Source organism: Leptospira dzoumogneensis (assembly GCF_004770895.1).
Lineage (GTDB): Bacteria > Spirochaetota > Leptospiria > Leptospirales > Leptospiraceae > Leptospira_B > Leptospira_B dzoumogneensis.
Genome location: NZ_RQHS01000005.1, coordinates 777,010 through 792,012, shown reverse-complemented (window position 1 = coordinate 792,012; position 15,003 = coordinate 777,010). Strand labels below are relative to the sequence as shown.

Genomic DNA, 15,003 nt, shown 5'->3' with positions numbered 1-15,003 from the left:
GGATCCTTTTTACATGGATAGTGTGATTTTGGAAGAATCGAACTTAAACAAAACCGGAAATCTATTTCAGTCATCGGAAAGAGAAGAGGACCAGATCAGGTAGGAGTCCTTCTCCCCTAAATTTGCAAGTTCTTGCAGATCTTTTCCTAAGAAGGTCATGCTGTCTCCTTCCTGCAAATCGAACCATTTGCCGCCCACCTTCAAACGAAGTGCGCCAGATTGTAGGAATAAATTCTGTCTTTGTTTGGATTGTACTTTTGTAATGAATGTTTTGGCAACACCCGGTAGAAGCCTGATCTCGAATAATCTAGTTTGAAATCTAGTTTCTTCATGGAGAAGAGGACGGATCACATACTGGTTCTCTTCTACTGAATTTTCGCTGGAGTCTTCTTTCCTGAAAATTTTAGGAAATTCTTCCTTAGAAAATTCCATAAGGCTGGACAAAGGCATACGGATCGCCTTCGAAATTTTCCATAATAATGCGATTGAAGGAGCTGCCTTTCCGGATTCCACCAGACTCAACATCCCTCTACTTACCTGTGATAATTCGGCAAGCTTTCCAAGAGAAAGACCCAATTCCTGTCTTCTCTTTCGAACCAAGGTTCCAATAGATTGTATTAAACCTCTTTCAATCGGATCGATCGTTGGCATACGCTGGTCCTCCTTTCCATATTCCGGAATTTTGTTTTTCCAAACAGCTATAGCAATATTTCATCCAACTTATTGGAAATACTGTTCAAAATAACAATCAAAATTCTTTAAAAGGAGAAAAAAATCCGATTTAGCCCAAAAGAGATGGTTTTTCGAGGGAATGAGAGATTTTAGAAGAAAATCTAATCCGGTACCAAAGAAAAATAACGGGAAGGAATATATAACCTGCTAAAAATAGAATTATATCAGGATGAGCATAATAACCTTTTTCTAATACCGACTTCCAATCTCCCAGGTTTGCGTAGTTCAAGTAAGATACCTGGCCCAAGAACAAAAACAACCAAGAAGGCCAGAAAACCGCAGACCCTCTAAGTAAAAATGGGAACATCCAAAGCAAATACCAAGCATTTACCACCGGCGAAAAATAGAAGAATAAGAAGAATGTAATCCCTATCTTCTCCTCTTCTCCCAAATCCGTAGAGTGTAATTTATTCAAAAAGAATAATATACTAATAAGTGCAGGGATCGCCCAGAAAACTCGAGAGAATTCACCGAATAAACCATGAAGAATATTATAACCCAAAGGAAAGAATGTAAAACTTCCTATAAATCTACTAAGAGCGGTAAAATCAGTCTCTTGTGAAAAGAATAGAAAGGGAGAATATGCTAAGGCTACTCCTAAAATGGAAAAAGCCGCATCTACCACTGCTCTTCTCCAATTATGATTTTTGTCCCAATATTGTTTCAACAAGAAAGGAAAAAGAAATACTCCGAATCCTTTTACGGCAATGCTGAGTCCCCAAATAAAAAAGCCTAAACGAAACCTAGACTTCTCCGCTAAATAAAAAGAATAAAACAGAAGAAAGATCCCAATGATATCCGGATGAGAATTTAGAAAGATCTCTTTGATCAGGATGGGATTCCAAAAATATAATGCGGAAGAACGAGTGCCATACTTAGTCTTGATCAAAAAGAATAGAAGAATGTCCGGGATCAAAAGAAAAAGTTTAAGAGCCCAGAGTTTCCAGGGAAATAGAAGATGGACCAGATAAAAATAGATCTCGAGCACAGGGCCATAGATGGTGGGCCAATCAGGATGATTGATCCTGGAAAGTATTTCAGTTCTAGTGGGATCTGATTCCCCAAAAAAAGATTCGGGAGTGATCCCGTAAGGACTTCCTTTTTCGGAACTGATCCATCCATCCCAAAGGTAGCGAGCCCAATCATCTTCGAAAATAGGCGTAAAAAAGATCAAAACAATACGAAGTAGAATTCCTAAAACAAAACTTAATCTTGTGGGAGTTTCAAAAGTTTTAGAAAAAAATAAAGATCCGTAGACTACACTTAACCCGCAAAATCCAAGAATGTATAAATTTCCGTTTAAACTTCTTCCTTGGTTCTTCAGTTCCCAGAATAAAAAAATGCTTAAATACGCAAGAGCAGCCAGGATCCAGGTCAGGTTGATTCGATCTGTAATGCCTCTGCTTCTTCTTTTTTTATTCCTTTCGAATTCCAAGATCCATTTTCCTTTTCACTGTTAAACACCATTAAAATACGGGATAATCTTCTGTGATATTAAAAATATTCTGTTATATAGGAATTTTTGTATTGTTTATTGACGCAATTTAATCCCAAATCAGAGTTGGCCCAAATGAAACTGATCATCTCTTTTGCCCTAGTATTATTCGTTTCCCAGTCCCTTCTCGCCTCCGAAAAACTTTCCGGAGTCAGAGGATGGTTCATCAGCGCACCGGAAGCATTATATTTGCACGGACAAGGCGCAGTGTTCGTGGACGCAAGAGAAGGTATCAAAATTTCCAGCTTTTCCAAGGCCGTCCCATTGGGCTGGCAGGAAATCTCTCAAAAAGAATTTCCGAACCAAGGGAATTTAGCTCAGGCTTCCGAAGCGAAGGAAGTATTACGCAAAAAAGGTCTGGATGGAAGCAAGATCGTATTGGTATTCGGAGATCCTGCAGGAGGATGGGGAGAAGAAGGCAGGATCGTTTGGTCCCTGCGTACATTAGGTTTTTCTAAATCTTTTATCGTGGATGGAGGAATTAACGCATTACAGAAGGCTTCCACTTCTCCCGTTCCTAAACGTCCTGAAATACTTTCCCAGGTAAACTCTTCCACTTCCGAAAACAAAGGCTGGTCTGCGGATTCCAAATTGGTCCAATCCGAACTTTCGGATAAAAAATTCGCTTTCATAGATACCAGAGAAGAAAGAGAATTTTTAGGGCAGACTCCTTACGGAGAATCCAGAGGAGGACATCTTCCTGGAGCGAAATGGATCTATTACAAACAATTTTTGGATAAGGACGGTTATCTTTTGGGTGAATCCAAGATACTTGCCAAACTCTATGAATTAGGGATTTCCAAAGATAAGACCGTAGTCTCTTATTGTACCGGGGGAGTAAGATCCGGTTGGATGACATCCGTTCTGGTTTCCTTAGGCTATAATGCAAAAAATTACGCAGGATCTATGTGGGAATGGTCTTCTAAGGGCGACCAAAATCATCCCTTAGTAATTAAATAAAAATTTTATAATGTTCTTAAATAAAAGAAGAAGTTTCATATTAGCGGTCTTATCTTTATCCTCGGCTGTTAGTCTGTTCTATTGTATTTTTACAAAACCGAAAGATAAACCGGTCCCTGTGAATGAGGTATTTTCCGAGGCGCCTTGGTCCAAACCTTTGCCCCATCTTCCTCCCCTTGCAGGAGTCGGGGAAGTTCGAGCGGAAAATTGCGGGAATTGCCATAAGGAAATTTACGCGGAATGGAAAACATCCACTCATGCAAATGCACTTTCGGACCTGCAGTTCCAGTCCGAACTTTCTAAGTCTTCTTCTCCTCGCTGGCTTTGCCTAAACTGCCATACTCCCGTTGCAAACCAGAGAGAAACTTTGGTCAACTATCTAAATAACGGAGATTATAGAACTCCTATAGAGGAACCGAATCCGAAATTCGATCCTAAGATGAAGGCAGAAGGTGTTACCTGTGCGGTTTGCCATGTTCGTTTAGATGAACAGGGAAATTCCTACGTATTAGGAGCAAACGGTAATACGAAACCTCCTCATCCAGTAAAGATAGATCCGGATAAATTGAGGAATCGATGCCTGGATTGCCATAATGCAAATTATGTTTTGGACGACCAATTGGTATGCGCTTTCAAAACGGGGAACGAGTTGAAACAAGAAGGGAATTCCCACGGAAATATCGCCTGTGGTTCCTGCCATATGGGAGAATTACAGCGCAAATTAGTTAAACCTGAACTAAATACTCCGATCAGAACTTCTCATAAACATTCCTTTATAGGAGGTGGAGTTCCCAAAAAATTCGAACTCTATGAAAAGCAGATCCCCGGAGGATATAAGACCGGGTTGAAGATCGAACCGGTCCAGTGGAATAAAAAAGGAAACGATCTAGAATATTCAGTTTCTCTTAAGAATGAAAAAGCGGCCCATAATATCCCCACCGGAGATCCTGAAAGATTTATACTTCTGAAAATTTCGTTATTGGACTCGAAAGGCAAATCTACGGCAACTAAAGAGATCAAATTCGGACAAGAATGGGAATGGTATCCTAAGGCGAGACTGGTTGCGGACACTCGTATCCTTCCGGGAGAGACCAAAGTCTGGAAGGATCTGTTTACCGGGATTGAAAAAGGGAATTCTAAGATAGTATTCGAAATTTATCATACTCGACTGAAAGAGTCTAATGCGGAACATATGAGAAAGAATAGTGAGAACGTTCACTCTGATCTTCGCAAAAAGATCTCTGAAATAGAAAATTTTTATCCTTTTTCCAGTTTAGTTCATAAAGAAGACATAGATCTAAATTCCGGAAAAAGCAGGATCTATTCTGCTGAGGAACTTTTCAGGATCTCCAAGAACAGAAGAGGAGAATAGATCATTTGTCGGCTCCCTGGGCAAATTCCAAATTTTTGATCCCCGCTCTAAATGAAGAAGAATCCTTACCTAAGGTTTTGGATTCTCTCTTCGAACTTGGGATCTCACCAAAACAAATTTTGATCTTGGATAATGGCTCCAAAGATTCTACTCCGCAGATCGCGATCGATGCAGGGGTTATCTTAGTCCAAGAACCGAAAAGAGGTTACGGGGCAGCATGTTTAGCAGGCATTCATTATCTTCAGGAAAAAAAAATTTCACCCGAGTTTATAGTATTCATGGATGCGGATGGATCGGATGATCTCGACAATCTAAAAGATCTATTTTTCCCATTCTCCCAAGAGCCAAATACGAATTTTGTGATAGGTTCCAGAACTTTAGGGAATGCGGAGCCTGGTTCCTTATCTTTCCTGCAGAAGTTCGGGAACTGGCTTTCTTGCTTTTTGATCCGGACTTTTTACGGGGTAAAATTTACGGATCTAGGACCATTTCGTGTTCTAAGATGGCAGTCTTTATTGGATCTGCATCTACAAGATCCCACATGGGGATGGAATTTGGAAATGCAGATCAAAGCCATCCGAAAGAAGTTCAAGATCCAAGAAGTTCCAGTTCAGTATAGAAGAAGAAAAGGCGGAAAATCCAAGATCAGCGGGAATTTGATAGGAAGCCTGAAAGCAGGCGTGAAGATACTTTATATTTTCTTTAAGTTAACATTTTTTTCAGCTTAGTCCAAGTATAAGGCCTTTTCAAAACTTTCAAAGAAGGATCAAGATCAGATCTTGAATTCCATTCGGAAATTACTATGATCCGATCCTTATTCTTAAATTTTTCCCAATCGGAGTTTTCGGAAAGGATCTCTTCTTCCGCAAAGATGGCATACATCTCCGGATAATTTTCTAAAATAGTTTTTGCTTCCTGAATATCGTAAGCCGGAAATATTTCTAAACCTAATCTTCTTAATAATGCAGCTAAATACGTTTGGCCTTTTAAATTTCTCTCTAATACTAAGACCTTTTCATTCCTATTTTCATAAGTGATCTCAGGACTTCTGCTTAATGGTAGAAAAATCTCCACACAAGTTCCCTTACCAATCTCACTATGAACATGTACCATTCCGTTGGATTGTTTTACGAATCCGTAAACCATCGGCATTCCAAGACCGGTCCCCTTCCCTGATTGTTTAGTAGTGAAGAATGGTTCGAATAATCTTTCGAGCACTCCCGAATCCATTCCGGTCCCTTCGTCTCTTACTGAAATGATACACGCGTCTTCCATATCCACAAATCCCGGGATCATAGATCTATGTTCTTTTCCTGCGGGAGAAAATCCGGTGCTTACTAAAATTCTTCCTCCCTGAGGCATCGCATCTCTCGAGTTCAAACAAAGATTTAGAAGTGCATTTTCCAGGCCATTCTTCTCGAAAGAACAGATCATAGGAAAGTCTTCGAAACAAAATTCTATACTAACTATATCATTTCGGATCCGGGTGAGTATGTCCGCAAAGTCGGAGATCACATGACTCACATCGGTCTGTTCCGGGTTTAAGGCCTGTTTACGGGAAAATGCCAATAATCTCCTGTTGAGTTCAGCGCCTCTTCTGACCGCGTCTTGCGCGGAGAATACTCTTTTTAATAACTCGGGAGTCTCTCTTAGGTTTAATTCTAAAAGATCCAAATTTGCCAAGATGATATTCAGAAGATTATTAAAATCATGGGCCATTCCTCCCGCGAGCTGCCCGACTGCCTCCATCTTTTGTAATTGCCTAAGAGAATCGTTCCATTCTTTTTCTTCCGTGATATCCCTGCCGATACAAAAGATCGTTTCCGAATCCGGAAGACGGACCGTATTCCAGTTTATATAACGGATCTTTCCATCTTTTGTAATGTAACGATTTTCGAATCCTTCCTTGGAACCCGAGGAAATTTTCTGTTTAGTGAATTCCGCATCATCCGGATGCAGGAATTCCAACAAACTTCTATTTTTAATATATTTTCTTTCGTAACCTAAGATCCTTTGAAAGGCCGAATTTGTCCTTCGGATCAAGCAGTTGGAATCCAAACTCAGTATGATCTCGGAAGAAAGTTCTATCAGCGCTTTTCTTTCTTCGTCTGCGACCCTTCTGCTTACTATCTCCGCGAATCTTTTGGAAACTACTCCAAGAAGATCCAAGTATGCTTCTTCCGGATTCAGAACTCTCTCAGAAAGGAGTTCTATTTCGTAAAATCTTCCGTGAGAAAGTATAGGGATTCCCAGCCAAGAACGAAAGCCCGCGGCTAACGCTGCGTCCCCTCTTTTTAATGAGCTATCTGCTGCAAGATCAGGGATAAAGTACAATTCTCCCGATTCGCTGACCTTCTTCAGTATTCCTTCTTTGATGCTGAAAAATTTATTTATGGATTCTTTTCTAAATAGAAGCTGAAGATCCGAATCATAAGCATACGGATCTTCTTCGTTTATATAAACTGTATTATCTTTGGATCTCCAGATCTGTCCGTAAGTCCATGCAGTATTTTTAATTAAAGTCTTTAGTACTTTTCCGAATGCGGAGCTGAGAGTGTCGGAAGTGGAGATATCCCAGAGTAAACTTTCTCCAATTGCCCAAGAGATCTCTTTTTTCTTCCTTTGGGTGATATCCAAATAATAAACTAAAAATCCATCAGGCCTAGGATAGATCCTGGCTTCTATCCATGAATTAAAAGGTTCGAAGAATGTTTCGAATATGCGGGGTTTGCCGGTTTCTTGTGCCTTTTTGTATTGGGTTTCGAGATCCGTTCCGAATGTTCTTGGAAAATCCGTAAGTATATTTTTACCGATCAGGCTTTCTTTCGGTCTGCGTAAGACTTCCTCCGCCTTTTCATTTACATACGTTAGGTTCCATTCTAAGTCCGCAAATATAAATGCGTCAGGTATATGATCGAATACCAAGTTTGATTCTTGATTTATTTCGGGAATTCGGCCCGGAACCGCTTGTTCCGATGGTTTGTTGCTATTTCCCGAGGACATTCTGCCAAGGGTATTATTGTTAACCGAATTTGGAAAGAATTTCTGGGATTTTTTCCGGATGAACAGGTTTAGAATAATAATAACCCTGCCCCACATCACAACCCGCTTCTTTCATCAATCTTTCTACTTCTACAGTCTCTATCCCTTCCGCAACGACATTCATTCCTAACTTATGCCCTAAATCAACGGAAGCCTGACAAATAAACAAGGATTCCCTATCCCTTGGGGAATCCATAACGAAGGACTTGTCTATCTTCAGCTCGGTAAAAGGAAATCTATGTAATTGTTTTAGAGAAGAATAGCCTGTACCAAAATCATCAATGGACAAACCTATCCCTCTGATCCTAAGCCTGGTCAAAATATCCTGAGTAAAACGAATGTTCTCCAAAAACCCTGTTTCCGTGATCTCCATTTGGAATTGGCTTTGTGGAATTCCTTTATTCTTAATTTTAGCAAGTATCCTTTCCGGAAAGTCCAACTCGGTTAAAGTTACGGGAGAAACGTTAACCGCAACACGCAGTTTTCGCCCGTTTGTATGCCAGATCCTTGTCTCATCCAGAGCGATATCTATGATCTTCTCCGTCATCAGATTTAAGATTGCAGTTTCTTTTTCCATCAAAGGTAAAAATGAATCAGGGAAAACCAATCCAAGTTTTGGATGGTTCCATCTTACCAGGGCCTCGAAACCTTCCACCCTTCCCGTTTTTAGATCGAACTTAGGCTGATAAAATAATACGAACTGATCGGAACGGACTGCGTCCAGAACTTCTTCCTTCTCGAAGGTGGGTCCCGATTTTCCTTTCCCGCCGGTTTTAGTGCGGGAAGAAATATCCGATTCTTTTTCAGCGATCGCAGATAATGTATTTCGGATATCGGAAACTCGGATCGGCTTTTCCATAACTGCTGCGATATGTAATCCATATTCGCCGGCTAATGTCTCTGCGCTGTGAAGGGTTCTCCTATCCGCACCCGAGATCAAGATCACATCGGGATGAACCTCTTTTTCGGACAAGAAGCGGATCACATCTACCCCGTCCATTCCCGGGATCATCAGATCTAAGATCACACAATCAAAGCTTGGATCTACTTTATCTAAAAAATCAGGAGCAGTATGAGATAGGGAAACTTCAAAACCGCAATCTACCGCGATCTCTCCCAAGATCTTTGCAATCTCTTCTTCATCGTCCAGGATCAGAAGTTTTTTAGAATTTCTTAAATCCGTCATGGAAGAATTTCTCCGATATTACGAACCGCTTCTTTCAATGAGGTTTTGGTATAAGGTTTTCGGACCAGAGGAATAGTATTAGGAAGTTCTAAACTTTCTCCTCGGCTCGAAGAAGTAGCGATTATTTTTCCGGAACCGAATCTTTCCAGTTCTTTTTTCAGATCTATTCCTTTGGAATCCGCTAGTTGGAGGTCCAACAATACGAAAGAGATCTCTGGATCGCCTGAGAAAAATTTTGCCAACCGTTTCATATCCGAACTCACGTGAGGTTCGTATCCCAGTTCTCTTAAGTATACACAGGCAAGTTCGGCAGTTTCTCGATTTTCTTCCATGACCAAAGTTTTCTTTTTGGCCACGGTAAGTTGCTCGTTCTTTGCCTGCTCATGCAGGGGCAAGAATATTAGAAAACTGGAACCATATTCCGGTGCTGTGATAACTTTTAAAAAACCGTTCGATTGTTTTACAAAACCGTAAACCATGGTCAATCCCAAACCGGTTCCTTTTCCACCTCCCTTGGTCGAAAAAAAGGGATCAAAAATACGGGCTTTAGTGATATCGTCCATGCCCGTCCCGGTGTCCGTAACGGTAACCAAAAAATAATCCTTTGCCTCCAAACCGGAAATTTTAGGCCCTTTTGTATCTCCATTACGAACAAACCCAGTGGAAATAAATATTTTACCGCCATCGGGCATAGCATCCCTTGCATTTAATGCAAGATTGAGTATCGCGTTCTCTAATCCGGTCTTTTCTATGTCGCAAACCGTCTTTTCGTCGGCGATCTCGTATTCGATCTCTATTTTTTCAGTCCTGATCCTGTCCAGTATGGGAACAAAGTCCTTTAATACCCGGTTTACGTCGCATGATTCCGGATTCAAGGCCTGCTTTCTAGAAAAGGCAAGAAGTCTTTTATTGATCTCGACTCCTCTTTGTATAGCGTCCTGCGCGGACCGTACCCTTTTCATCAGATCTTCCGAATCTTTCAACTTCATTTCAAGAAGATCTAGATTTGCTAATATTACATTTAATAGATTATTAAAGTCATGAGCCATTCCGCCGGCGAGCTGTCCTACAGCTTCCATCTTTTGTGAATGCCTGATCCTTTCCTCCGAGTTTCGCCTTTCCGTAATATCTCTTTCTATCCCCATCAAATGAGTGACTATACCTTTCTCATTCACGATAGGAAAGATATCCATCTCGATCCAATATTCCTTTCCATCTTTATCGTAATTGATGATCTCTTCGAAGCAAGGTTTGGCTTCGGAGATTGCCTTTCGAATCCGATCCAGCACAATCCTATCCGTCTTAGGGCCTTGCAGGATCCTTGGGGTTTTTCCTAATACTTCTTCCCTTTTATAACCTGTTAACCTTTCAAAGGCTCCGTTTACATATACGATCTTTGGCCCCGGCTCATCTATAGGAGAAGCTTCCGTGATCAGAAAAATATCTTTGGATCTTTCGATCCCTATTTTAAGAAGATTTAGATTTTCTTCCGTTGTCTTAGCTTGTATAACTAAACGTAAAGAACGATCCAAAAGATCCGTGTTCACACTCTCTTTACTCAATAGATCCGAAAAATTGATCTTTGAATTTTTGAGGACTTCCTTACTTTCCTGATTTTCTGCGATCGCAATCAAGGGGAGAAGGATCTTGGACTTCTCCAGAATATCTAAACTATTCCGGGAATCGTATTGGAATAATATAACGTCAAAAAATTCGGTCTTGGTCTTATCCAAGGCATCTTGAAAATCCAAGGCCCTGGTACAATTAGGAGTAAAGGACTCGATACCTCCTAATAGAGTTCGGATCCATATGTATTCTTCTTCCCTATTTTCTATGATTAAAATATTGGATCGCATCAGGCATTCGACGAAAAAACGGGGCGTTTAACCCGTGTTTCTCTCCCTAAAAAAAATCCGATCCGAATATTTTTAGCTATCAGAAATCCATATAGAGCATAAGCCTATTGAAATTTCTCAGCAGGAAGATCCCGATTTTGAGCAAGAATAAAATACCGCAGAGGCTCTTAGGATCTATACTGTTCTTCATTTTTTTAGGCTGCCAGCCTGGAAAAGAAAGCCCTAAAGTTATACAAGGGATCTTGGATCTTAGGCAATGGAATTTCCAAACGGACGGGAATATCAGCCTGGACGGAGAATGGGAATTTTATTGGAATGAGCTTCTTCCGGATACCAAATCTAAAGACGGATCATCTTCTATCTCTTACATAAAGGTCCCTTCAAAATGGGATAAAGGACGTAACGTCGTTCATAAATATCCGAGCTATGGTTTCGCGAGTTATAGGGCAAAAGTATTATTACCCGAAGCAAGCACACAACTCAGTCTTAAGATCTCTTCCATCAGTTCCTCTTATACTTTGTTCGTAAATGGAAAAGAGATCTCCAAAGGAGGGAATATAGGCAAAGAAGAATCCGAATATTCCCCCGGTTATAAACCCGGCGTTTTTAGTTTTATCTCCGACAAACCTGAGTTGGATATATTGATCCATGTTTCGAATTATAAATATTCCAACGGTTCCGGGATCTGGAATCCGATCCAGCTAGGCAGCACATCCGATATCCAACAACTATCCTTAAGAGCGACCATGCTGGATTCGATCACATTCGGGACCTTGTTCGTGATGTCGTTATATCATTTTACGTTTTATTTAATGAGAAGAAGGGACCCTTCCGCTCTATTCTTTGCCGTGCTCTGCTTGTGTATCGCACTTAGAGTTTCCTTTTACGGGGAAAGGATATTTTATAATGTGTTCCCGATCTTCAAAAACTATGAGTTCTCCGTCAGGGGAGAAATTTTATTCCTATTCTTACTTTTGCCGGGTACAATTTTATATGTCCAATCCATATTCAAGGAACAATTCAGAAAGGACAAAGTATTTAATATTATATTTTACTTAAGTTTACTTTTAGTTTTCTCGGCGACATTCCTTCCCACAAAAATTTATACGATGTCCTTCTTCATCAATTCTTTAGAGATAATGATGCTGGGAGTTTTGACCTATCTATTTTTCAGACTTGCTTTTATGTCCTTAAAAAAGGTAGAAGGCGCCAGAATTTGTTTTTTCAGCCTGGTCGTAAACCTGATCACTGTTGCAAATGATGTACTATATCTGAATAAGTTTATAGATTCTTTCTATATGGTCCCGTATGGAGTTTTAGCGCTTGTTCTTTCCCAATGTGTGCTGCTTGCTTCCAGATTTTCCAAAGGATTCGTACTCGCAGAAGACCTGGGAGAGGAGCTCAAAAGACTGAACGTAAATCTGGAACAGATCGTAGTTGAAAGAACGGAAAATCTAAACGAATCTTTGAAACTTTTAAAAGGAGACCTTTCTCTCGCTAAAAAGTTACAACAGAAGACCTTGCCTACTCTAAACTTAAACGGAAAGAATGTATCCATTCATCCTTATTATCTACCTATGTCGGAGATAGGAGGAGACTATTACGATATTTTCGAATTGGAACCCGGTTATTTCCGTTTGTTCTTAGTGGACGCTACCGGACACGGGGTCCAGGCCGCACTTCTTACGATGACCATCAAAGCGGAATTCGAAAGTATTAAATTTGTCAAAGACCAACCTTCTAGAATATTAGAATTATTAAATGCGGCTTGCTGCCAAAAATATAGGAGCATCAATATTATATTCTCCGCAGTACTCGCCGATATAGACCTGAACAATAATGTTCTGTATTATTCTTCTGCGGGACATCCTCCTCAGGTTTTAAAACAAAAACAAGAAGGCGCGGATTATCTGTATTCCAGAGGACCGATCATCGGTCTAAAAAAAGAAGCTACATATAAAAATGTGACCGTGCCTCTCCTTCCAGGAAATCGGATCTTTTTCTTTTCGGACGGTATTTTCGAAGAATTCGACCAGGAAAAAAAGGAATTCGGAGAAAACAGAGTTTTGTCCATTTTAAGCAGAAATACAGGCATCCAAGAAGTAGCAGAGGATCTGATCTCTGAACTGCAAATTTTCGTAGGCCCGAGAGGTTTCCAGGACGACGTCACTTTACTTGCAGTGGAAGTGCATTAAAATTCCTTAATTTTTATAGAAGATATAGGCAAAGAATACAGACCTCTCGAAGTTTTATCGAAAGAAGGAAAATATACTCTATCTTCAAATGGAACAGAAACTGAAATATCATTAACTTTAGAACCGTCATGCATGGAATAATAGAGAGGCTTTTTCCCGCTCGGATCGATCACAAGTATTCCAGTATTATGAGAGATCGGTAATATCTTCTGAGGCAAGGATAGGATCAATTTTTTCAGCCAAGGATTTTTATGTACAAAGTTGATCAGCCCCGATCTTTTTTTGATAATCCCTGCCCAAATCCTTCCTTCCGTATCTCTTTCTAGACCATCTGCAAGGCCAGGCAGATTTTCGAATAATACCTCGGAGCTTCCCCGGTTTTTTCCGGAAAGAAACGCTCTTATGATCCTAAACTTACTTGTTTCCGTAAATACCACGGACTCTTCTTTTCCGTTCTCAGAATTTTCGACCAAGATCCCGTCCACAAAAGTAAATCCGGTTAACACAAGTGAGATTGTATTTTTAGTTCTGTCCAACATCCAAAGTTTTCCGTGAGGATAAAGACCGATAGCTTCCGGAACGGCACCGCTTCCCATAGCCGCATCCGACCTTTCAAAAGGTTCCGTAATATATATCCTATTTCCATCATCCGACACAGCCAAGTCATTGCATAAGGAAAAAGATCTTGAATTGGAAGGATCCAAATTTTCAAGAGAGAAGGCAGGCATCTCCGAATAAGAATATACTTTTTCAAATTCCTCTTTTTCTAATTTAGGAAGATCTAAAATGATCGGATCTATTTTTTTAGTATCAATATCTATTTCATAAAGTCCTACCCTATTTTTTTCTTCGTAGATTTCTCCTCCAAGTCTGGAAGCACATACTAAAATTTTTGACTTAGCCTTATCCGAATATTGCATCCCTGCCGGATTTACCGGAGGTTTTATCCATTGTTCCGCCTTGCCTGCTTTTAAATCCAATCTCCAGACCCAGCCATCCATTCCGGAGGCGTATCCGAATCCTTTCGCACGATCGAAAAGTAGATCGTCATGACCCGGTAGATCTTTCATTTCTACTTTGAGTCCGTTTAAGAATGGATCCTCTTTGTCCTGTACTTCTGAAATAGAAGAAGGGACTTCTCCCAATTTATAAGGTTCCCCTATTTTGATCCCGGAAGGATTACATGCACCTGCAAGAGCAAGAGCAAGAGTAGATAATATTAATATTTTATAATTTAATTTCATACCGCTTCCAATAATTTTCCGTATTTTTTTACGTGAGGAACTTCGTCGTCCAGCCAGTAGGCTTTATCTTTTTCTACCACCAGGATCTCTTCGAATTTGAAACCCGTCTTGCCTCTTCCTAAATGAGGTTCTATCGCCCAAAGACCGGTTTTTTCTCCTTCATGATCCGGTGTCAAAAGTTCGGGAAGCACCTTATGACTTAGGAACTCGAAAGATCCTTGCAGACTGAACCAACTCGCAAAACTGATAGGCAATAGAGGAAAGGATATATTAGGTAAATTTACCTTATAAACTCTATGTCCGAGCACCGCAAACGGATACAAAGAGTGAACATTATCAAATCCATGTCTTTTGGAGTCCTGATCTATCTTATGCCAGATCTCCGAAGAACTCATGGAAGAGGAAAATAATTTAGGAAGTTCGGATCTTAGCTTTAATAAATATCTCATCCCATTATCTAATTCCGAATTCCTAGTTAATGAAGATGAGTATCCGATGTCGCCAATATATCCATCCACCACTGGGGAAACATCTAAGATGAATGATTCGTTTGCCTGTAATCTTCTTTTTTTATTCGGATGGAATTGAGTGAATCTTTTATAGCCGTCAAATCTTGCATGTTCTCCAAACCAAGCGAATGGACGATGCAAAAATACTTTTACTCCATGATCTCTCAGGAATGTATTCATACGTTTTGCTGTTTGGAATTCAGTCCAACCTTCCTGCATTTCTTTTTCTATCTCCGTAACACATTGATATGCTAATCTTTGTGCTTTCAGAAATCCGGCCTTTTCCTCTTGGTTAGGCGTATGTATCGATGTGGAATTGTATCTGGAAATTTTGGAGGAGAGTTTGGATAAAAATCCTCTCTGATTTTCTATTGGCATATCGTTTCTCTAAACTCGGATAAGAGAAGAGTAA

Annotated in this window: 11 protein-coding genes; 4 read left to right on the top strand and 7 right to left on the bottom strand. The window is 40.2% G+C overall.

All coding sequences use genetic code 11. The annotated features are described in order from the left end of the window. Positions 1-66: 66 nt before the first annotated feature. Positions 67-651 carry an XRE family transcriptional regulator gene (locus tag EHR06_RS05135; protein WP_135755998.1) on the bottom strand — a complete coding sequence of 195 codons (585 nt, stop codon included), beginning with the start codon at positions 649-651 and terminating at the stop codon, positions 67-69. Positions 652-781: 130 nt separating this feature from the next. Next, on the bottom strand, positions 782-2,167 hold the full coding sequence (locus EHR06_RS05130; protein ID WP_135755997.1) for an MptA/MptB family glycosyltransferase: 1,386 nt from the start codon (positions 2,165-2,167) through the stop codon (positions 782-784). A 135-nt stretch (positions 2,168-2,302) separates the two neighbouring features. On the opposite strand from EHR06_RS05130, the gene EHR06_RS05125 reads away from it, so the two are divergent. Genes EHR06_RS05125 through EHR06_RS05115 form a run of 3 tightly spaced genes read left to right on the top strand, consistent with a single transcriptional unit; the run spans position 2,303 to position 5,287 of the window. Next, the gene (locus EHR06_RS05125) at positions 2,303-3,187 is read left to right on the top strand and encodes a sulfurtransferase (RefSeq protein WP_135755996.1); all 885 of its coding nucleotides are present in this window, start codon (positions 2,303-2,305) and stop codon (positions 3,185-3,187) included. A gap of 10 nt (positions 3,188-3,197) precedes the next feature. Continuing rightward, entirely contained in the window at positions 3,198-4,559 is a 1,362-nt protein-coding gene (locus tag EHR06_RS05120) for a multiheme c-type cytochrome (RefSeq protein WP_135755995.1), read from the top strand. A gap of 5 nt (positions 4,560-4,564) precedes the next feature. Beyond that, the gene (locus tag EHR06_RS05115) at positions 4,565-5,287 is read left to right on the top strand and encodes a glycosyltransferase family 2 protein (RefSeq protein ID WP_135755994.1); all 723 of its coding nucleotides are present in this window, start codon (positions 4,565-4,567) and stop codon (positions 5,285-5,287) included. Here the strand turns inward: EHR06_RS05115 and EHR06_RS05110 are convergent. The 3 genes from EHR06_RS05110 to EHR06_RS05100 all read right to left on the bottom strand — a co-directional run bounded on the left by EHR06_RS05110 (position 5,262) and on the right by EHR06_RS05100 (position 10,643). Next, entirely contained in the window at positions 5,262-7,484 is a 2,223-nt protein-coding gene (locus EHR06_RS05110; RefSeq protein WP_244288497.1) for a PAS domain S-box protein, read from the bottom strand. The genes EHR06_RS05115 and EHR06_RS05110 overlap by 26 nt on opposite strands. Positions 7,485-7,581: 97 nt before the next feature. Then, positions 7,582-8,787, bottom strand: a complete 1,206-nt coding sequence (locus EHR06_RS05105) for an EAL domain-containing response regulator (protein ID WP_135755992.1) — start codon at positions 8,785-8,787, stop codon at positions 7,582-7,584. Then, complete coding sequence (locus EHR06_RS05100) at positions 8,784-10,643, bottom strand: PAS domain S-box protein (RefSeq protein WP_135755991.1); 1,860 nt, start codon at positions 10,641-10,643, stop codon at positions 8,784-8,786. Before EHR06_RS05100 ends, EHR06_RS05105 begins: the two co-directional genes overlap by 4 nt. Positions 10,644-10,780: 137 nt before the next feature. Between EHR06_RS05100 and EHR06_RS05095 the strand changes: the two genes are divergently transcribed. Beyond that, the gene (locus EHR06_RS05095) at positions 10,781-12,838 is read left to right on the top strand and encodes a PP2C family protein-serine/threonine phosphatase (RefSeq protein ID WP_135755990.1); all 2,058 of its coding nucleotides are present in this window, start codon (positions 10,781-10,783) and stop codon (positions 12,836-12,838) included. Here EHR06_RS05095 and EHR06_RS05090 read toward each other — a convergent pair. Both EHR06_RS05090 and EHR06_RS05085 read right to left on the bottom strand, forming a co-directional pair. Then, on the bottom strand, positions 12,835-14,082 hold the full coding sequence (locus tag EHR06_RS05090; RefSeq protein WP_135755989.1) for an SMP-30/gluconolactonase/LRE family protein: 1,248 nt from the start codon (positions 14,080-14,082) through the stop codon (positions 12,835-12,837). The genes EHR06_RS05095 and EHR06_RS05090 overlap by 4 nt on opposite strands. Further along, the gene (locus tag EHR06_RS05085) at positions 14,079-14,969 is read right to left on the bottom strand and encodes a M24 family metallopeptidase (RefSeq protein ID WP_135755988.1); all 891 of its coding nucleotides are present in this window, start codon (positions 14,967-14,969) and stop codon (positions 14,079-14,081) included. The genes EHR06_RS05090 and EHR06_RS05085 overlap by 4 nt, the downstream gene beginning before the upstream one ends. Positions 14,970-15,003 lie beyond the last annotated feature (34 nt).